Genomic DNA, 18572 nt, shown 5'->3' with positions numbered 1-18572 from the left:
TCGGTGTTCGCTGCGCGCTACGGCCTGCATAGTCACTGACTTCCTAAAGAAGCCTTTTCTTCAGATACTTCAGCCCATTCGTTGCCTCCTGAACTGCTCCAAAGTGCTTCCGGCCGGAGCCACAGTAGCCGGGTGGGATTCGCACCCACTAAACTCATACGCCTTGTCAGGGCGTACACAACAACGCCGCGGAAAGAGCGATAAAGCCGTTTGTGATTGGTCGCAAGGCCTGGCGGGCTGTTCAGCGATACGCCCAAAGGTGCTACCGCCAGCGCCCAGATCTACAGCCTGGTCGAGACCGCAAAGGTCAACGGCCAAGAGCCCTATACGTGGCTGCGCCACGTACTGGAGCGGTTGCCGCACGCCTCGTCGATCGAAGACTACGAAGCCTTGCTGCCGTGGAACTGCTCGCCAGAGACGCCACGGTAAACGGGGAGCGCACCTTGCGGTAGGTGTACTTCATGGATCGGATACGTCCTTTCAGTGAATGAGGAAAGAAGGTCTCGTCGGCTTCGACGATGCCTTCCAGGCGCTCGGCCTTGATTTGGGCGGCTTGGCGCAGAAAACGGTGGCGCCAACGAAAGGCCGTATTCTTGTCGATACCGCAGTGGGCCGCCGCCCGACGCACCGTCAGCCCATCGCTCAGTGCCTCGACGTAACTCAGCCACAAGGACTTGTGGCGTAGATGGGCCAGCTCAATGCCCGACAACGCGGAAAAGGTGTGTCCGCAGTTTCGACAGCAATAGCGCTGCAAACCCGAGCGCTGACCCCAGCGGTAAAACGACGAACTAGCACAGTGAACACATGGCGCCAACTTGTTGATCGAGCGGATCGTTACGCACCAAGGGCTGCTGTCGCCGAAGGATGTCGAGCTGGCCATCAAGACCATGCTCGAGCAGATGTCGCAGGCACTATCGACCGGTGATCGTATCGAAATCCGTGGATTTGGCAGCTTCCCTCTACATTTTCGTGCGCTTGGATGGTAAATTTGTGCCGCATTTTAAGCCGGGAAAGGAGTTGCGCGATCGGGTGAATGAGGAGGAATAGTAGGGCGTAGAGCCTGACGGCAAGGACGATTTTACGCATCCTGCAGCCTGTCAGGCCTTGTAATAGTTCATATATCTGAGAGAATATCGCGCTGAGTTTGTAGCTCGTTTCGGCAGTGAGGATTCTCTACTTTGGAGCGTCTCGAGGAGAGGCTGTTACCTAGGCCAAAGAATCAAAGGGTTGCGAGCGGATTTTTTAGTCCCCATCCCATTGCTGAGCTGCCGATATTAATTTTTTTATCAGTTCGGAGTTTCAGTGAGCCAGATTCCCCCTGCTAGCAGCAACATACCCTCGGACGAGATTGACTTAGTTGAGTGGCTTGAGCATCTCTGGAAGCAAAAGCTCCTGATCGCTCTTGTTACACTGATAATCACAGTCGTAGCCGCTAGTTATGCCTTTTTGTCCGCGCCAGTCTACGAGGCAAAAACCAGTTTGTTGCCGCCGCGCTTGGCAGATATTGCTGGTTATAATCTGGGTCGAGCTGAGGCCGGGCTTCCAGAATTTACTGTGGAAAAAATATACTCTATTTTCACCCAAAACCTTCGCTCAGAAAATCAGCGCAATAGTTTTTTCCAGCAGATCTATCTTCCTGCGCAGGCAGCTGAGATTGGCTCAGGAACGAAAGATCAGCTTCGGGAGACTCTCAACAAGAAGCTAGTCGTCAGCAATCCAGATGTTAAAAACACCCCCGATCGATTCGAAGTGACAGCGCAGTCCGCAGTGCCGAGCAGGGCGGCAGAGTGGGCGAATTTGTATGTTGAGCGGGCGGCGAGCAAGACCCGGCAAGATATGGCTGATACGGCCGCGACTGAAATCAGTATGCGAGTTCAGTCGATCAAGAGTCGAATTGAGGTGTTACGTGAGAGTGCCAAAAAGCTTCGCGAGGACCGCATCGCTCGCCTGAATGAGGCTTTGATCGTTGCGGATAAAGTGGGTGTGCAAGCGCCACAGGTCAAAGCCCTCAGAACATCGTCGGATGGTGAGTTGGAGCAGTTCGTTGATGGCAACTTGATGTATAAGCTTGGTGCCAAGGCCATTCGCGTCGAACTGGCAGTATTGCAAAGCCGTACGAATGACGACCCATTTATAGCCGATCTACGTGATTTTGAAAATCGATTGGATTTTCTCTCCAAGGTTAGCGTGAGTCCAAGTAACGTTGCGGTTTTCACCTTGGATAATATTGCCGAAGCCCCCGAGACCCCAATCAAGCCTAAAAAAGCGCTGATACTAGCTCTGGGTGTTGTTCTTGGTGGTATGTTAGGCGTGTTTATTGCTCTGATCCGTGGTATGTGGGTGAAGCGTCGTCAGCCAAGCCTAAGCTAATCGATTCCCTTGTCTCTGGTTAAAGATGACCTTGAATACTGAAGATATCCGCTGGGAACAACGCTTACACAACTTCTGCAAAGCCTTTGCGCAGTTGGACGAGGCTGTTGCCCTGGTGCAGGTTCGAGAACTCTCTAGGCTGGAGAAGCAGGGGGTTATCCAGGCCTTCGAGTACACTTACGAGCTGGCTTGGAACACCTTGAAAAAATTCCTGATATTGCAGGGCATGCGAAGGCATTACCGGCTCACGGGATACTATCCGAGAAGCCTTCAGCAAGGGGCTCACTGAAGAGGGGCAAGGCTGGATGAACATTCTGGCCGATCGCACTAGAACGTCGCATGCCTACAACGAAGAAACGGCAGAAGCTATTCTCGGGAACATCCGCCTGCAGCACCATGCGTTGCTGAAGGCACTGGAAAAGGCACTGCTTGCCAGAGTCGCACGAAAAGCATGAATAGCCTGCCGGACAGCGGCTTACCGGTAGCTGGCGTCCATGCCATCTGCCAGGTGTTTGAGCGTTACCCAGGCTTGACGCAGGCCGTCCTTTATGGTTCACGAGCCAAGGGCACCTCCAGGCCCGGATCGGATATCGATCCGACCTTAAAGGGTGAGCTGAGTGATCAAGAATTGTTGAACCTGTATGGTGACCTTGACAACCTGCTGCTCCCGTACAAGTTCGATCTGTCGCTCTACCGGCAGTTGGGTAATCCGGGCCTGCTCGAACACATCGAACTTGTTGGGCGGGTGTTCTATGGCAGAGGTCAAGAGTGTTAGTCAAATTTCGCGTTATAGGTTAAGCGTCGGGTTAGCCGCAGGCGTAACTCGGCAAACGAATTAAATTTTAAGCATCCAGAGCTCGTAGACTAAATGAAAATTTTTGTCACCGGCGGTGCCGGATCTATTGGCTCTACGGTTATTCGCCAGATCATTCACAACACCAACACTGTAAAAATGCGGGTTATTTTTGGGGTTTTGAGTGTTTCGATAATTCGGGGCGAGGCTCGGTTCTCCAGAGTTGCTGCAAAGTTGGGTAGTTGTTTTTTATTGGTTTTTTATGCATTGCGCGCAAAGGTTAAGACAGTGAATGATTCTGAAAGGGTATGTGCATTTGCAAAAAAATATTGATAATTTGATTAACTTAGCTTCACTGGCAGCTATTCAAGGGGGGAACGCTCTTCTGCCATTGTTCTTGTTCCCTTATTTTTTGAGTGTAATAGGGGCGGAAAAGTTTGCCGGCGTAGTGACTATGGAGGCTGTCGCGTTTATTGTCTTGACCTTCGCTTTGTATAGTTTTGATATCAGTGGTTTGAAGCAGGTAATTGAATCGATAGGTAAAGGACAGGTCGAAGAATCTGAGGTGTATTATTCAATTTTGTATGCACGCTTAATTATGTTGAGTGGGGTTTCGATCGTATTGATTGGGTTTGTGGTTTTTTTGTTTCCGTCGTTTCTTGAGCTTGCGTTAATTTGGCTTTTATTTCCTTTGGGGGGCGTGTTGCAATCGTCTTACTATTATCAGGCGCTTGGGAAGAATAAACCATTGGCGGTGTTTGTGGTTGTTCCTCGGTTGCTCTCATGTTTATTGGGAGTAATTTTTGTTGACGGTGCATCTGATAAAAATTTTGTTTCAGGGTTTATTTCTGTAAGTTATTTAATATCAGGTTTTTTTTCGTTTTTCTATATTGCGTCGAATATCGGGTTTTGTTCGCCGCTAAAATTACTCAAGCGATCCGTTGAGTTGCTATTCAAGGGGCGGGCGCTATTTGTCGCAAGTGTTTCTGTGCTGTTGTATCGTGCTAGCAATACATTGCTCTTGTCTATAATGTCGGTCGGTCCGTTGGCGATTTCTGCATATGCAATTGCGGAGAAATACGTTCGTATGATTCAGGCTCTTACTTTTCCATTAAGTCAGTTATATGCGGTCCGCACCGTAGTTGATTTGTCTTGCCCGAGTGCTGAGTTGAGTATTTTTACTGTGCTTTGGAAGAGTGTAAGGGTTCAGCTTTTTGTATCATCTATCGTGATATTTCTCTTTTTTCTGTTTGCAGGCATGTTGCGATTCTGGGGTGTTCTTCCGCTCTCCACTGAGGTTATGGCTCTCATTGGAGTCATGATTGGGTCGGTTTTGTTTGGGGTGGCTAATTATATTTATGGTACGATGGCCTTGAGTACGCTTGGGAAGGAGCGAGTTTACGCAAAAATTGTCGCGGCTACGGGGTTCGTGACGGTCACGCTCTCTGCGATTTTAATATCGTTTTTTTCCGAGCAAGGGGCTGCTGTAGCGTATATTTTTGGTGAGGCGTTTCTGTTTATGTTGATTTTGCTGACGCTGAGGAGGGCCGCTTAGAATGGAATTGATTATACCCTGGCTTGTTGGGCTTTTTTCGTTACTGTGCCTAGGAGCCATTTTTTTTGCTGCGTGGCGTAAGACAGGAATTTGGTTTAATCCAGCATCGTTGTTTGCAATGGCGTGGGTCGTATATGTTGCGGTGCCGTTACTGATTGGCTTTGGTGTTGATTTTAATCCTGCTGCAGCAATATATATTGTGTTTTTTGTTTTTTGTTTTTCTTTGACCGTCTTTGGCATGCAGTGGAGTGTGGTGGTTGACCAAAATAAGTTTAAGGTTTTGTTGGGAGGTATATTCTCGCACAAGTCGCTTATTTATTTTTTTCTGTTGTTGTTAGTTCTTGCTGTGATATTTCACCTTCTTGATCTTAGCGCGCAGGGGTTGGCGGTGAACTTCGATGCTCTTTCAAGTGCGGGAGAATATGCTAGTCGGCGTTATGCGGGTGAGCTTAACGAAAATATTTTTCAAAAGCTGGCTTTGCTTGCAAGTTTCCAAGTTGTTGTTTTTGGTGGTCTTGTGTTTGGTGGGGCCTCTCGGAGAAGTGGTAAAATTATTGTTTTGCTTCTTGCTTTTATTCCCTCGGTGCTTGTTATGTTATTGCAAAGCGCTAAGGGGCTTCTGTTTTTGTCCGCTGCCTTATTTATTGGTGCTTGGCTAGTTACTAGAGTTTTTGCAAATGATTTTCGGCTACCTCAAGTACCGCTTGTACCTGTATTGCTGGGAGTGTTGGTGTTGTTTGGGTTGGTTGTCGCATCGTTCGTTGCTCGATTTGGATCTGATGTGGATATATTGCGGTATTATCTGGCTTCGTATTCGTCGGGGCATTTCTTTGCTTTTTCGGACTGGTTTTCTGATAGGTACTTTGGAGGGGCGCTGTTTCGAGGTTATGATCAGTCTGAGTTGCAAGTAGGATTCTATACGTTTATGGGCTTTTTTCGTGCGCTTGGGGATGCGCGTCCTGTGCCACTGGGTGTTTATGATGAGTATTTTGTAATTGACGGTGTGCTGACTACTAATATATATACGGCTTTTCGTGGTTTGATTGTTGATTTTGGACTTTTTGGCTCCCTCTTGTTTGCAGTCTCGGCTGGGTTTGTAGCTAACCTGTCGTTCTATTTTTTGTTATGTAAGAGGTTCGCTGTTACTGCTGTTGTGATTTTCATATATATGGTTGGTGTGATCTATCAGAGTTATGTTGTAAGTTCTCTCACTTGGATTTCGGTTCCAGTTTCAGCGGCTATTAGTGTCGCGTTGATTTTGCTCTTTAGGATGTCTATGCGGTATTCTATTGTATTGGGAAAATCTCGAGTTTCAGAAGTAATTAACTTGTCAGGTGGTGCTTGTGACTCCTAGGTTCGCGTTTGTTGGCGTGGTATATAATAACTATCAAGATACGTTTGATTTTTGTCACTCATTGGCGGACATCGTGTCTGGTGGTTCTCGCCTTGTCTGTGTTCTTGTTGATAACTCGGATCGGCTGGAGGCTCAAGAAAAAATAGACTCGCTGGTGGTTGACTTTCCATTTATAAAAATATTGCGGCCTGACCGCAATCTTGGGTATTTTGGTGCGTTCAACTGTTTTTTCGAGAGTGAATTCTTTGAGCGTGAAGATATAGTTGTATTGTGCAATAACGATCTGGTGTTTGCGCGCGAATTTTGCGAAAAATTCTTGTGTGCTCGCTACCCTGATGATGTTTTTGTGGTGTGTCCGGATGTGATAACGGTTGATGGTGTTCATCAAAATCCCCATGTGTTGACGCCGTGGGGAAGAATTGCGAGATTAAGATTAGATTTGTATTTTACGCATTATTATCTGGCGTGCGTTTTAAGGTGGGTCCAGCGATGCCTGCATCGCTTGGGTGGGGGCAAGAAAAGAGTTGAGCCATCCCCTCCTGGTTATCTTCATCTGGGCATAGGCGCTTGTTATATTTTGCTTCCCGCATTTCTGCGTAGGTTTTCGCGCTTGGATTTCCCCCACTTCCTCTATGGTGAGGAAGCCTACTTGACTCGGCAGGTTCATTCCGCTGACGGAAAGCTTTATTATGATCCGAACTTGAAGGTTCTACATAAGGAGAGCGCAACTCTATCAAAACTACCGTCACGTGTAACTTACGAATTTGGACGGGAAGGGTATTGGCATTATAGGGGTTTTTACTGAGATGAGTTTTGCAAATAAACGTCTATTGATTACAGGTGGCACTGGTTCCTTTGGTAATGCCGTGCTTAAACGTTTTCTCGATACGGATATTGCTGAATATTCGTATCTTCAGCCGTGACGAAAAGAAGCAGGATGACATTGGCAAGCGCTATGCCAATTCCAAGCTGAAATTCTATATCGGTGATGTGCGCGATTATCAGAGCATCCAGAATGGCGTCAAGCGCGTGGTATGTCTGAGCACCGATAAGGCCCTGCATCCGATCAATGCCATGAGGATTTCCAAGGCGATGATGGAGAAGGTCATGGTGGCTAAGTCACGCAACGTTGATGATGACAAGACTATGATCTGCGACACGCGCTACGGCAACGTTAAAAGCTGCCTCTCGCTAAGGAGAGCAATCGGCCAAGGCGGCCGCTCTCGCAGACGGATAGTGTCCGCTCATGCGCGCCGACTGGATCAAGCTCATGATCGTCGCCGAGCGTTTTCCGCTGCGTAGCGAGCCGGCAAACAACCAGTTTGGGCACCCAAGTGCCCACAGTCGGATCTGGTAATCGACCTTATTGTTGTCGATGGGTACAGCCCGTCATCTAAGTTAGCGCTTAAACGCTACCCAGCGTTTAAGGCTGAAATCCTAAGCATTGGCCGCAGCCGATCCATTGCGCACCAGATCTCGCTGAGCCAAGATCCAGTCATGCAGCGTTCGTTTCCATCGTAGGCTAGCCTCCATCTCTAACGATCGCTCAAATGATTGCCATGGGTTTGCAATGAGCCTGATTGGCAGTCACGCACTCCTCCTACGCGTAGAATGCGTGAAAAAAGTTAGATTAGGTAAGTGGCTGATTTATGGAAAATAAAACCAAAGTAACAGTTAGCAAGGCTCCGGAAGAAACGAGTACATCCATTTGCCCATGCGGCAGCGGCACCCTGCTCGACGCCTGCTGCGGTCACTACCATGAAGGACACCCGGCACCGTGCGCGGAAGCCTTGATGCGCTCACGCTACAGCGCCTACGTGCTGGGGTTGGTCGACTATCTGGTGGCCACCACCCTGCCCGCCCAACAGGCCGGCCTGGACCGTCAATCGATCAGCGACTGGAGCGCGCAAAGCACGTGGCTGGGCCTTGAGGTGGAAAGCTCCGAAGTGCTGGGTGGCCAGCCTGAACACGCTTTCGTGACCTTCACCGCGCGTTGGCACGACAGCAATGGCGAGCACAGTCATCGAGAGCGTTCGTCATTTGTGCAAAACACCGGTCGCTGGTACTTCATCGACCCGACCGTGCCACTCAAGACTGGACGCAATGACGCCTGCCCGTGCGCGAGCGGGCAGAAGTTCAAGAAGTGTTGTGCAGGGTATTTCAGCAGCTAGGACATGGAGTGACTGTCCACCGCGCAAGAGCGGTCGAAGGCTGCGATCTTTTGGGTCTAGACTGGGCTCAAGGGAGAAACACCACGATGATCATCCGCCGCGGCGCACTCTGTCTGCTCACGTTGTTCCTGACACTGGGACTCGGCGGCTGTGCGTCGTGGTTCGACGACGACTTGCCGGACCCCGAGGTCCATCTGGTGAAGGTCGAGGTGGTGAGCGCCAAACTGCTGGAACAGAAATTCCTCCTGCACTTTCGCATCGACAACCCCAACGACAGCGACCTGACGGTGCGCAGTCTGGAGTATCGCGTTCACCTGGGTGACATACTGCTGGCCGACGGCGAGTACGAACACTGGTTCACCATCAGCCCCATGCACAGCGCTTACTTCAAGGTGCCGATCCGCACCAATCTGTGGTCCAAGGTCCGTGAAATGGCCAAACTGCTGAAAAAAGCCGATCAACCCATCCCCTATCGTCTGGAAGGTGAACTGGAAACCGGTATATTCATCGCCCACTACGTGCACCTGGCGCGCAATGGCGTGATAATCGCCGCCGATTTAATTCCGGAGCAACACCGATGACCCAGCAACCCCATGTCCACGGCCCTGACTGCAACCACGATCATGATCATGACCATCACCACCATGATCACGACCACGGCCATGTCCACGGTCCGAACTGCGGCCACGCTCACCAGGAACCGGTGCGCAATGCCCTGAAAGATGTCGGCCGCAACGATCCGTGCCCGTGCGGCAACGGCAAGAAATTCAAGAAGTGCCACGGCGCTTGATGCTTCGGGCGAAGGCTTGCTTCGCCTGTTGAATCACCACCCCCTCCTGTGGGAGCGAGCCTGCTCGCGATGACGGCAGCACATTCACCATGAGTGTGTCAGTCAGACTGCCATCGTCGGAACGCCGCCCGGAGCAAGCTCACTCCCACAGTTGCTTAGTCGGCTGACAGAATCTGTGCACTGCTGACCACCGTCGCATACTCACCGTGCAAATTCCCCAGCGACATCCCATGCACCTCTTCGGCGCTATGGGCATGGCCGAAAAAATCAGCCTTGTCGAAGGTAAAGCACGCATCCTCGGCCACCCACGTATCAAACCCCAGGTTGCCCGCGGTACGCGCCGTGGATTCCACCGAGTTGTGGGTCGCGACGCCGACGATGACCAACTGCCCGATCCCCGCCTCGCGCAACTGCGCCTCCAGCCCAGTCGAACAAAACGCATCCGGCACCTGCTTCTGGATCAAGCGTTCACCGGCCATTGGCTGAAACCGTTCCTGAAACTCCACCCCCGACTGCTGCGGCCAGAATACCGAGTCCTCCGAGCGGGACAGGTGCTGCACATGGACCACCGGCCGGGCGGTGCGCCGCCAATGGCCGAGCATTTCCAGCATGCGCGCTTCGGCCTCGGGATTATTCCTGCGGCCGAGCCTGGGATGCAGGATGCCTTTTTGTTGATCGATGATGATCAGTGCCGCGTTTGCCTTGAGCTCCATGCCGACTTTTCTCCAGAATTGTTGAGCGTGTCGCACTTCAACATCCCCCATTGCGACTGGCAAGACTGCGATCTTTCCGGTTTATCAGACAAATCCCGAAATAACCTTGTACCCCGCTTGCGCGGCCACCTCCCGCTCACTAACGTAGCGCCTTTATTTCGCGCCGCCTCTACCCCCGCAGGAGCTTTGCCATGGCCTCGCCAGCCCTTACTCATTTTCTACCCCGGTTCGGCGTTGCCGCAGCAGTGGCCGGTGTGTTGAGCCTGACCGGTTGTCAGAACTTCAACGCCCAGGACACCCTCCCGCCAACCTCCGGCGTACAACCACTCAAGGGCCTGGCGCAGAGCGTTTCGGTGCGCCGTAATGCCATGGGCATGCCGTTGATCGAAAGCAACAGCTTCCACGACGCGCTGTTCACCCTCGGTTACGTGCATGCCAGCGACCGCATCACCCAGATGGTCACCCTGCGCCTGCTGGCCCAGGGCCGTTTGGCCGAGATGCACGGTGCCGACCTGCTGGATGCCGACCGCTACATGCGGGCGGTCAACCTGAAGAAAAGTGCTGGCGAGTTGTACAAGGCTTCTTCGCCGCGCCTCAAGCGTTTCTTCGAAGTCTATGCGCGGGGGGTCAACGCCTACCTGTTCCGCTACCGCGACAAACTGCCGGCGGATCTGGCAGCCACCGGCTACAAGCCTGAATACTGGCAGCCGGAAGATTCGGCGCTGATTTTCTGCCTGCTGAACTTCAGCCAGTCGACTAACCTGCCGGAAGAAATTTCCTCGCTGGTGCTGGCCCAGACCGTCACCACCGACAAACTGGCGTGGCTGACGCCGTCGGCTCCCGACGAAAAACTGCCGGCCACCGAAAGCGAAAAACTGCAAGGCCTCAAGCTCAACGGGCAAGTACCGGGGCTGGCCGAACTCAGCAAAGCCACGGGCCAACTGTCTGATCTCAACCTGCTGGGCGCCACCTCGTCGAACAACTGGGCCATCGCCCCGCAACGCAGTCGCAGCGGCAAGAGCCTGCTGGCCAGTGACAGTCACGGCCCGCTGGGCGTGCCTTCGTTGTTCAGCTACGTGCAGATTCGCGCGCCGAAGTATCAGGCTTCCGGCGTGACCATCGCGGGCCTGCCGATGGTGCTTGGCGGTTTCAACGGCAAAGTGGCGTGGAGCATGACGTCCGTGATGGGCGACAACCAGGACCTGTTCCTGGAGAAGATCAAGCGCCAGGGCAACGGGCTCACCTACGAAAACGCCGGGAAGTGGCAGCCGGCGATCGTGCGCAACGAAACCTACTTCGTCAAAGGCCAGCGCTCGATTCGCGAAGCCGTGTACGAAACCCGCCATGGCCCGCTGCTCAACAGCGCTCAGGGCACCACGCTGGCCAATGGTTTCGGCCTGGCCTTGCAGACGCCGAACTTCACCGACGACAAGACCCTGGACGCGTTCTTCGACCTGTCCCGCGCCCAGAGCGTCGAGAAAGCTTCGGATGCCAGCCGCGAAATCCGCGCCATCGCGCTGAACCTGGTGTTTGCCGATGCCAGCCACATCGGCTGGCAGGTCACCGGCCGTTACCCGAACCGCCGCGAAGGCGAAGGCTTGCTGCCCTCGCCGGGCTGGGAAGGTCGTTACGATTGGGACGGTTATGCCGATCCGATGCTGCACCCGTACGACCAGGACCCGGCCCAAGGCTGGCTCGGCACCGCCAACCAGCGGGTCATTCCCCATGGCTACGGCATGCAGTTGTCCAACTCATGGGCGGCACCGGAACGTGGCGAGCGCCTGGCCGAACTGGCTGGTGCAGGCAAACACGACAGCCGCAGCCTGATCGCCATGCAATACGACCAGACCACCACCTTCGCTGCCAAGCTGAAGAAAATGTTCGAGGCGCCGGGCATGGCCCAGCCGCTCAAACAAGCCATGGACGCCTTGGCGCCGGCCGATCGCGCCAAGGCACACGAAGCCTACAGCCGCCTGATGGCGTTCGACGGCAAGCTCAGCCCGACCTCCACCGATGCGGCCATCTACGAGTTGTTCCTGCAGGAAAGCACACGGCAGATCTTCCTCGATGAACTGGGCCCGGAAAGCAGCCCGGCGTGGAAAGCCTTTGTCGCCGACGGCAAGCTGTCCTACGCGGCCCAGGCCGATCATTTGCTCGGGCGTGAAGACAGCCCGTTCTGGGATGACGTGCGCACCGCACAGAAAGAAGACAAACCGGCGATCCTCGCTCGCAGCCTCGCCGCCGCGATCAGCGCAGGTGACGGCCAGTTGGGCGGTGATCACAAAGCCTGGCAGTGGGGCAAACTGCATCGCTATGAATGGAAAAACGCCAGCGGCCAGACCGTACGCGGACCGCTGCCGGCCGGTGGCGATCACACCACAGTCAACACCGCTGCCTTCGCCTGGGGCCAGGACTTCAACACCACGCTGGCGCCAGCCATGCGCTTTATCGTCGACTTCGGCCAGTCCGAACCGCTGATGGCACAAAACGGCACCGGCCAATCCGGCAACCCGGCCAGCCCGAACTACCTCAACAGCATCGAACCGTGGCTCAAAGGCCAGTACATGAGCCTGCCGATGCAGCCGCAGAACTTCGACAACGCCTATGGCAAGGCGCGGTTGACGCTGACCCCAGGAAAGTAACCCCGCCCTTTACCTGTGGGAGCGAGCCGGCTCCGGGCGGCGTTCCGACGATAGCGATTCAACATTCAAAATAGAGGTTGAATGTGGAATCGCCATCGCGGTTGCGCTGACGCAAGGACAAGTCGTGTCGACGAGGTAGAGAGCCTGGCGACCCGGCTCAGTCAAACCGTTTTTTGTGGCGAGATGATTTGGTGCACCCATTTCCCTGCGCCCGTTTTCGTGCATAAATCTGTTTCCGGCCATTTCCAAGTACCTTTTAAAACGCTTGTTCGGCACTCTGGTTCGGAAATTGCTACTTTCAACAGGTCTTACGCTTTCCAGTAACAATAATTCTGCGCCACAAGCGCTCATATTGGTTTTTAGGGATTGAATAATGAAAAAAGCATTGCTGACCCTTTCTGCACTGGCGTTGTGCATGGCTGCTGGCTCCGCCATGGCGAAGGAGTACAAAGAACTGCGTTTCGGCGTTGACCCTTCCTACGCACCGTTCGAGTCGAAAGCGGCCGATGGCAGCCTGGTAGGCTTTGACATCGATCTGGGGAACGCGATCTGCGCCGAACTGAAGGTCAAGTGCAAGTGGGTCGAAAGCGATTTCGACGGCATGATTCCGGGTCTGAAAGCCAATAAATTCGACGGTGTGATCTCGTCGATGACCGTTACTGAAGCCCGCGAAAAAGCCATCGACTTCTCCAGCGAGTTGTTCTCCGGCCCTACCGCCTACGTGTTCAAGAAAGGTTCCGGCGTGACTGAAGACGTTGCCTCGCTCAAGGGCAAAACCGTCGGTTACGAACAAGGCACCATTCAGGAAGCCTATGCCAAGGCCGTTCTGGACAAGGCCGGGGTGAAAACCCAGGCTTACGCCAACCAGGATCAGGTCTACGCCGACCTGACTTCGGGTCGTCTCGATGCAGGGATCCAGGACATGCTGCAAGCCGAACTGGGCTTCCTGAAGTCTCCACAGGGTGCCGACTACGATGTCACCAAGCCGGTCGACAACGCTTTGCTGCCAGCCAAAACGGCCGTTGGCATTAAGAAAGGTAACACCGAGCTGAAAGCACTTTTGGATAAAGGTATCAAAGCGTTACACGATGATGGCACCTACGCCACCATTCAGAAGAAACACTTTGGCGATCTGAACCTGTACAGCGGCAAATAATGCCCGGCGCCCATCTCTCGATGGGCGCTTTTTTCATCCGATCAGGTTGCTGATTTATGTTCGAAAACCTATTAGAAAATCTGGGGCTCTCTGCCTTCAGCCTCAAGGGCTTCGGTCCGTTGCTGATGCAAGGCACCTGGATGACGATCAAGTTGTCGGCGTTGTCGCTGTTGGTAGCCGTGTTGCTCGGGTTGCTCGGCGCCAGTGCCAAGCTGTCAAAAGTCAAACTGATGCGCGTGCCTGCCCAGCTCTACACCACACTCATTCGCGGCGTTCCGGACCTGGTCCTGATGCTGTTGATCTTCTACAGCCTGCAAACCTGGCTGACTTCTTTTACCGATTACATGGAATGGGAATACATCGAGATCAACCCGTTCAGTGCCGGGGTCATCACCCTGGGTTTCATCTACGGTGCGTATTTCACTGAAACCTTCCGTGGCGCGATTCTCGCCGTCCCACGGGGTCAGGTCGAAGCGGCCACCGCCTATGGCCTCAAGCGCGGCCAGCGTTTCTGGATCGTGGTGTTCCCGCAGATGATGCGTTATGCCCTGCCGGGTATCGGTAACAACTGGATGGTAATGCTCAAGGCCACCGCGCTGGTGTCGATCATCGGCCTCGCCGACCTGGTCAAGGCTGCCCAGGACGCCGGCAAAAGCAGCTATCAGCTGTTTTACTTCCTGGTAATTGCAGCGCTGATCTATCTGGTGATCACCAGCGCGTCCAACTTCATTCTGCGCTGGCTCGAACGTCGTTACTCCGCTGGTACCCGGGAGGCCGTACGATGATCGAACTTCTGCAGGAATACTGGAAACCCTTCCTCTATAGCGACGGCAACAACATCACCGGCCTGGCCATGACCATGTGGCTGCTCAGCGCGTCGATCTTCTTCGGTTTTATCGTGTCGATCCCGCTGTCCATCGCCCGTGTATCGCCGCGCTTCTACATCCGTTGGCCGGTGCAGTTCTATACCTACCTGTTCCGTGGCACGCCGCTCTATATTCAGCTATTGATCTGTTACACGGGGATCTACAGTCTGGCCGCCATTCGAGCTCAGCCAGTACTGGACGCATTCTTTCGCGATGCGATGAACTGCACGATCCTGGCCTTCGCCCTGAACACCTGCGCCTATACCACGGAGATCTTCGCCGGGGCCATTCGCAGCATGAACCACGGTGAAGTCGAAGCGGCCAAGGCTTATGGCCTGACTGGCTGGAAACTGTATGCCTACGTGATCATGCCATCGGCCTTGCGTCGCTCGTTGCCGTACTACAGCAACGAAGTGATCCTGATGCTGCACTCGACCACCGTGGCCTTCACCGCGACCATCCCGGACATCCTGAAAGTCGCGCGGGACGCCAACTCGGCGACCTTCCTGACCTTCCAGTCGTTCGGCATCGCCGCGCTGATCTACCTGACCGTCACTTTTGCGCTGGTCGGCCTGTTCCGCCTTGCCGAACGCCGATGGCTGGCCTTCCTCGGCCCGACCCACTAGGTCTCAACCAGCTTCAGGAAACAACAGATGCGCCACCAGAAACATGACCTGCTGGCCCCGCTGCCGGGGACCGCACGACAGATCCACAGCTTTCACTTCGGCCCCCAACCGGCCAACGGCAAGATCTACATCCAGGCCTCCCTGCACGCCGACGAAATGCCCGGCATGCTGGTGGCCTGGCACCTCAAGCAACGCCTGGCGGAGCTGGAAGCCGCCGGTCGCCTGCGCAGCGAAATCGTGCTGGTACCCGTCGCCAACCCGGTGGGCCTGGAACAGGTACTGATGGATGTGCCGCTGGGTCGCTACGAGCTGGAAAGCGGCCAGAACTTCAACCGCTGGTTCGTCGACCTCAGTGAGGAAGTCGGCAACGCGATCGAAGGCAAGCTCGGTGACGATCCGCAGCACAACCTGCAACTGATCCGCAGCAACCTGCGCGATGCGCTGGCCCGGCAGACCGCCGCCACCCAATTGCAATCCCAGCGCCTGACCCTGCAACGATTGGCCTGCGACGCCGACATGGTGCTAGACCTGCATTGCGATTTCGAAGCGGTCGCTCACCTCTACACCACGCCGGATGCCTGGCCGCAGGTCGAGCCGCTGGCCCGTTATATCGGCGCCGAAGCCAGCCTGCTGGCAACCGATTCCGGTGGTCAGTCGTTCGACGAATGCTTCACCCTGCTCTGGTGGCAGTTGAAGGAGCGCTTCGGCGAGCACTTCGACATTCCGCCAGGCAGTTTTTCGGTGACCGTCGAACTGCGCGGTCAGGGCGACGTCAATCACCCGCTGGCGAGCCTCGACTGCCAGGCGCTGATCGACTACCTGATCCATTTCGGCGCAATCGCCGGCGAACCCGCGCCCCTGCCCGACCTGCCCTACCCGGCGACTCCGCTGGCCGGTGTTGAGCCGGTGGCCACGCCGGTGGGCGGGCTGCTGGTGTTCACCGCGTTGCCGGGTGAGTACCTGGAAGCAGGGCAACTGATCGCCGAGATCATTGATCCGGTCAACGATCTGGTCACTCCCGTTCATTGCGCCACAGCCGGGCTGATGTACGCCCGCTCGCTGCGCCGCATGGCCACTGCCGGCATGGTGATCGCCCACGTCGCGGGCACCGAAGCCTATCGCAGCGGCTATCTACTTTCGCCTTGAGGATGCACGCCCCATGTACAAACTGACCATCGAAGGCCTGCATAAAAGCTACGGCGACCATGAAGTCCTCAAAGGTGTTTCGCTCAAGGCCAAGACCGGCGACGTCATCAGCCTGATCGGCGCCAGCGGCTCGGGTAAAAGTACCTTTCTGCGCTGCATCAACTTCCTGGAACAACCCAACGACGGCGCCATGAGCCTCGACGGGCAGAACATCCGCATGATCAAGGATCGTCACGGCATGCACGTGGCCGACGCCGATGAACTGCAGCGGATTCGCACCCGCCTGGCCATGGTGTTCCAGCATTTCAACCTGTGGAGCCACATGACAGTGCTGGAAAACATCACCATGGCGCCGCGCCGGGTGCTGGGCTGCGACAGGAAAGAAGCCGAGGACCGCGCCCGGCGTTACCTCGACAAGGTGGGGCTGGCCTCCCGTGTGGCGGACCAATACCCGGCCTTCCTGTCCGGTGGTCAGCAACAACGGGTAGCGATTGCCCGCGCACTGGCCATGGAGCCGGAGGTCATGCTGTTCGACGAACCGACCTCGGCGCTGGATCCGGAACTGGTGGGTGAAGTGCTCAAGGTGATCCAGGGCCTGGCCGAAGAAGGCCGGACCATGATCATGGTGACCCACGAAATGAGCTTCGCCCGCAAAGTGTCCAGCCAAGTGCTGTTTCTGCACCACGGCCTGGTTGAGGAAGAAGGCGCGCCGGAAGACGTGCTGGGCAAGCCGAAAAGCGAGCGGTTGAAGCAGTTCCTCAGCGGCAACCTGAAGTAACGTCTACTGCAAAACCTGTGGGAGCGAGCAGGCTCGCTCCCACATTATTTTGATCTGTAGTAACTGATAATCAGACGACAGGCGCAGGCGGTGGCTCATCCGGCAGCGTAGGCTCGCCCGGTTCATTGGGCTGTTCATTCGGGGTATCAGGATCAGGCTGGCCGGGAATACCCCCTGCCATGCTGACGGGCGGGTGTGCCAACAAGGACCAGGCCAGAACGCCAACCTGATTGGGTTCAAGCCTTGCCAGTTCGGCACTGATTCGCGGATCGATCTTCATTCGGCACTCCTGAGCGATGGCCCGACCCGCCTTGCGCGGATCGGAACAGTACACCCCATAGAGTGTACGCTCGCTCAGGAATTCCCGACATTTGTCAGACGGTTGACTCAGGTGCGCGGCAGGGTCACGCCACGCTGGCCCTGATACTTGCCGCCACGGTCCTTGTAGGACACTTCACACTCTTCGTCAGACTCAAGGAACAGCATCTGCGCCACGCCTTCGTTCGCGTAGATTTTCGCCGGCAGATTGGTGGTGTTGGAGAACTCCAGGGTCACGTGGCCTTCCCACTCAGGCTCGAGCGGCGTGACGTTGACGATGATGCCGCAGCGCGCGTAGGTGCTTTTACCCAGGCAAATGGTCAAAACGTTACGCGGAATGCGGAAGTATTCGACGGTGCTGGCCAGGGCGAACGAGTTCGGCGGAATGATGCACACGTCGCTGTGGATGTCGACGAAGCTGCCGGCATCGAAGTTCTTCGGGTCGACGATGGCCGAATTGATGTTGGTGAACACCTTGAAATGATTGGTGCAACGCACATCGTAGCCGTAGCTCGACACGCCGTAGGAGATCACACGGCTATCGTCGCTGCCGCGCATCTGGCGCTCGACGAAAGGCTCGATCATGCCGTGTTCCTGCGCCATGCGGCGAATCCACTTGTCCGATTTGATGCTCATGGCGGGTGTCCTGAATAGCGAGGTCGAAAAATTCTGTCCGGCATCTTACCGGGCGCGCCGCCGGGTTCAAAGTCCGCGGTGCATTTCTCGCCGAACAGGCAGGAATTACCTGCTCTGGCGACGAACCGTCACACCGCCGATCCTTAAAACAGAGAAACCTGTGCAAGAAGCATTGGCACGTTCCGGAAAAAGGGTTAAGGTGGCGTCACTGTGCTGCTTGTGTCACTGAGAATCTCTACACGATATGTTGAATTTCGATCCAACCATCTACAAGAATTTTTCCTGCTCTTTGCACTCAGTCTCGGCCAGGGTTCTTCCTGAGTCGCAGTTATCTTTGTTCAAGGAGTTACACCATGTCTAATCGCCAAACCGGTACCGTTAAGTGGTTCAACGATGAAAAAGGCTTCGGCTTCATCACTCCACAATCCGGTGACGACCTGTTCGTTCACTTCAAAGCTATCCAGTCCGACGGCTTCAAAAGCCTGAAAGAAGGCCAACAGGTTTCTTTCATCGCTACCCGCGGTCAGAAAGGCATGCAAGCTGAAGAAGTTCAAGTTATCTAACTTGTACTTGCTTTAGTAAAAAGCCCCGCCCTCAACAGCGGGGCTTTTTTGTGGGCGGGTGTTTTGTCCACGCCAAAAAAGATAGCCGCCTTCGA

At 54.8% G+C, this 18572-nt stretch carries 21 protein-coding genes and 5 pseudogenes; 21 read left to right on the top strand and 5 right to left on the bottom strand.

The window, feature by feature from the left end:
• Positions 1 to 173: 173 nt before the first annotated feature.
• Positions 174 to 429: pseudogene (locus VC35_RS15495) on the top strand (transposase domain-containing protein); the annotation flags it as partial.
• Positions 430 to 571: 142 nt separating this feature from the next.
• Here VC35_RS15495 and VC35_RS30035 read toward each other — a convergent pair.
• Positions 572 to 880, bottom strand: a pseudogene (locus tag VC35_RS30035) (transposase); the annotation flags it as partial.
• Between VC35_RS30035 and VC35_RS15485 the strand changes: the two are divergent.
• The 10 genes and pseudogenes from VC35_RS15485 to VC35_RS28950 form a co-directional block, all read left to right on the top strand.
• Positions 816 to 1047, top strand: a pseudogene (locus VC35_RS15485) (HU family DNA-binding protein). The pseudogenes VC35_RS30035 and VC35_RS15485 sit on opposite strands and share 65 nt — an antisense overlap.
• Positions 1048 to 1302: 255 nt before the next feature.
• Positions 1303 to 2370 (top strand): LPS O-antigen chain length determinant protein WzzB, encoded by a 1068-nt coding sequence (locus tag VC35_RS15480; RefSeq protein WP_046041226.1) that lies wholly within the window; start codon positions 1303 to 1305, stop codon positions 2368 to 2370.
• 31 nt (positions 2371 to 2401) lie between these two features.
• The gene (locus tag VC35_RS30030) at positions 2402 to 2659 is read left to right on the top strand and encodes a nucleotidyltransferase substrate binding protein (RefSeq protein ID WP_259674436.1); all 258 of its coding nucleotides are present in this window, start codon (positions 2402 to 2404) and stop codon (positions 2657 to 2659) included.
• Positions 2607 to 2825 carry a nucleotidyltransferase substrate binding protein gene (locus VC35_RS30025; protein WP_311132822.1) on the top strand — a complete coding sequence of 73 codons (219 nt, stop codon included), beginning with the start codon at positions 2607 to 2609 and terminating at the stop codon, positions 2823 to 2825. Before VC35_RS30030 ends, VC35_RS30025 begins: the two co-directional genes overlap by 53 nt.
• Complete coding sequence (locus tag VC35_RS15470; protein ID WP_046041225.1) at positions 2822 to 3145, top strand: nucleotidyltransferase domain-containing protein; 324 nt, start codon at positions 2822 to 2824, stop codon at positions 3143 to 3145. Before VC35_RS30025 ends, VC35_RS15470 begins: the two co-directional genes overlap by 4 nt.
• 93 nt (positions 3146 to 3238) lie before the next feature.
• Entirely contained in the window at positions 3239 to 3496 is a 258-nt protein-coding gene (locus tag VC35_RS30020) for a polysaccharide biosynthesis protein (RefSeq protein WP_259674435.1), read from the top strand.
• Positions 3456 to 4718, top strand: coding sequence for an oligosaccharide flippase family protein (locus VC35_RS15465; RefSeq protein WP_046041224.1), 1263 nt, complete (start codon positions 3456 to 3458; stop codon positions 4716 to 4718). The genes VC35_RS30020 and VC35_RS15465 overlap by 41 nt, the downstream gene beginning before the upstream one ends.
• A gap of 1 nt (position 4719) precedes the next feature.
• Entirely contained in the window at positions 4720 to 6072 is a 1353-nt protein-coding gene (locus VC35_RS15460) for an O-antigen polymerase (protein ID WP_046041222.1), read from the top strand.
• Positions 6062 to 6877, top strand: a complete 816-nt coding sequence (locus VC35_RS28955) for a glycosyltransferase family 2 protein (RefSeq protein WP_185754791.1) — start codon at positions 6062 to 6064, stop codon at positions 6875 to 6877. Before VC35_RS15460 ends, VC35_RS28955 begins: the two co-directional genes overlap by 11 nt.
• A gap of 1 nt (position 6878) precedes the next feature.
• A pseudogene (locus VC35_RS28950) lies at positions 6879 to 7248 on the top strand (polysaccharide biosynthesis protein); the annotation flags it as partial.
• A 48-nt stretch (positions 7249 to 7296) separates the two neighbouring features.
• Here VC35_RS28950 and VC35_RS28945 read toward each other — a convergent pair.
• Positions 7297 to 7575, bottom strand: a pseudogene (locus VC35_RS28945) (IS66 family transposase); the annotation flags it as partial.
• 146 nt (positions 7576 to 7721) lie between these two features.
• Here VC35_RS28945 and VC35_RS15445 point away from each other — a divergent pair.
• The 3 genes from VC35_RS15445 (at position 7722) to VC35_RS15435 (ending at position 9033) form a co-directional block, all read left to right on the top strand.
• Positions 7722 to 8243, top strand: a complete 522-nt coding sequence (locus VC35_RS15445; protein WP_046041219.1) for a YchJ family protein — start codon at positions 7722 to 7724, stop codon at positions 8241 to 8243.
• Positions 8244 to 8329: 86 nt separating this feature from the next.
• Complete coding sequence (locus VC35_RS15440; protein WP_046041217.1) at positions 8330 to 8824, top strand: LEA/WHy family protein; 495 nt, start codon at positions 8330 to 8332, stop codon at positions 8822 to 8824.
• On the top strand, positions 8821 to 9033 hold the full coding sequence (locus VC35_RS15435; RefSeq protein WP_015093814.1) for an SEC-C metal-binding domain-containing protein: 213 nt from the start codon (positions 8821 to 8823) through the stop codon (positions 9031 to 9033). Before VC35_RS15440 ends, VC35_RS15435 begins: the two co-directional genes overlap by 4 nt.
• Positions 9034 to 9188: 155 nt before the next feature.
• Here VC35_RS15435 and VC35_RS15430 read toward each other — a convergent pair whose 3' ends face one another.
• Positions 9189 to 9746, bottom strand: coding sequence for a cysteine hydrolase family protein (locus tag VC35_RS15430; RefSeq protein ID WP_046041215.1), 558 nt, complete (start codon positions 9744 to 9746; stop codon positions 9189 to 9191).
• A 191-nt stretch (positions 9747 to 9937) separates the two neighbouring features.
• On the opposite strand from VC35_RS15430, the gene VC35_RS15425 reads away from it, so the two are divergent.
• From VC35_RS15425 to VC35_RS15400, 6 genes are all read left to right on the top strand, one after another.
• Positions 9938 to 12388 carry a penicillin acylase family protein gene (locus VC35_RS15425; RefSeq protein ID WP_046041213.1) on the top strand — a complete coding sequence of 817 codons (2451 nt, stop codon included), beginning with the start codon at positions 9938 to 9940 and terminating at the stop codon, positions 12386 to 12388.
• Between the two features lie 373 nt (positions 12389 to 12761).
• Positions 12762 to 13544, top strand: a complete 783-nt coding sequence (locus VC35_RS15420; RefSeq protein ID WP_046041211.1) for a transporter substrate-binding domain-containing protein — start codon at positions 12762 to 12764, stop codon at positions 13542 to 13544.
• A 56-nt stretch (positions 13545 to 13600) separates the two neighbouring features.
• The gene (locus tag VC35_RS15415) at positions 13601 to 14329 is read left to right on the top strand and encodes an ABC transporter permease (RefSeq protein WP_046041209.1); all 729 of its coding nucleotides are present in this window, start codon (positions 13601 to 13603) and stop codon (positions 14327 to 14329) included.
• On the top strand, positions 14326 to 15036 hold the full coding sequence (locus tag VC35_RS15410; RefSeq protein ID WP_027925663.1) for an ABC transporter permease: 711 nt from the start codon (positions 14326 to 14328) through the stop codon (positions 15034 to 15036). Before VC35_RS15415 ends, VC35_RS15410 begins: the two co-directional genes overlap by 4 nt.
• A gap of 27 nt (positions 15037 to 15063) precedes the next feature.
• The gene (locus VC35_RS15405) at positions 15064 to 16182 is read left to right on the top strand and encodes a succinylglutamate desuccinylase/aspartoacylase family protein (protein WP_046041205.1); all 1119 of its coding nucleotides are present in this window, start codon (positions 15064 to 15066) and stop codon (positions 16180 to 16182) included.
• A 13-nt stretch (positions 16183 to 16195) separates the two neighbouring features.
• Positions 16196 to 16960, top strand: a complete 765-nt coding sequence (locus VC35_RS15400; RefSeq protein ID WP_046041204.1) for an ABC transporter ATP-binding protein — start codon at positions 16196 to 16198, stop codon at positions 16958 to 16960.
• Between the two features lie 70 nt (positions 16961 to 17030).
• On the opposite strand, the gene VC35_RS15395 is transcribed toward VC35_RS15400, so the two are convergent.
• Together VC35_RS15395 and dcd are read right to left on the bottom strand one after the other, a co-directional pair.
• Positions 17031 to 17240, bottom strand: a complete 210-nt coding sequence (locus VC35_RS15395) for a hypothetical protein (protein WP_008052149.1) — start codon at positions 17238 to 17240, stop codon at positions 17031 to 17033.
• 107 nt (positions 17241 to 17347) lie between these two features.
• Positions 17348 to 17914 (bottom strand): dCTP deaminase, encoded by a 567-nt coding sequence (gene dcd / locus VC35_RS15390; RefSeq protein WP_007940589.1) that lies wholly within the window; start codon positions 17912 to 17914, stop codon positions 17348 to 17350.
• Between the two features lie 353 nt (positions 17915 to 18267).
• Between dcd and VC35_RS15385 the strand changes: the two genes are divergently transcribed.
• Positions 18268 to 18477, top strand: a complete 210-nt coding sequence (locus VC35_RS15385; RefSeq protein ID WP_002554837.1) for a cold-shock protein — start codon at positions 18268 to 18270, stop codon at positions 18475 to 18477.
• Positions 18478 to 18572 lie beyond the last annotated feature (95 nt).

It is taken from the genome of Pseudomonas fluorescens (genome assembly GCF_000967965.1).
GTDB lineage: Bacteria > Pseudomonadota > Gammaproteobacteria > Pseudomonadales > Pseudomonadaceae > Aquipseudomonas > Aquipseudomonas grandcourensis.
The sequence above is the reverse complement of the archived record's forward strand: the minus strand, read 5'-3'. Positions and strand labels throughout refer to the sequence as shown.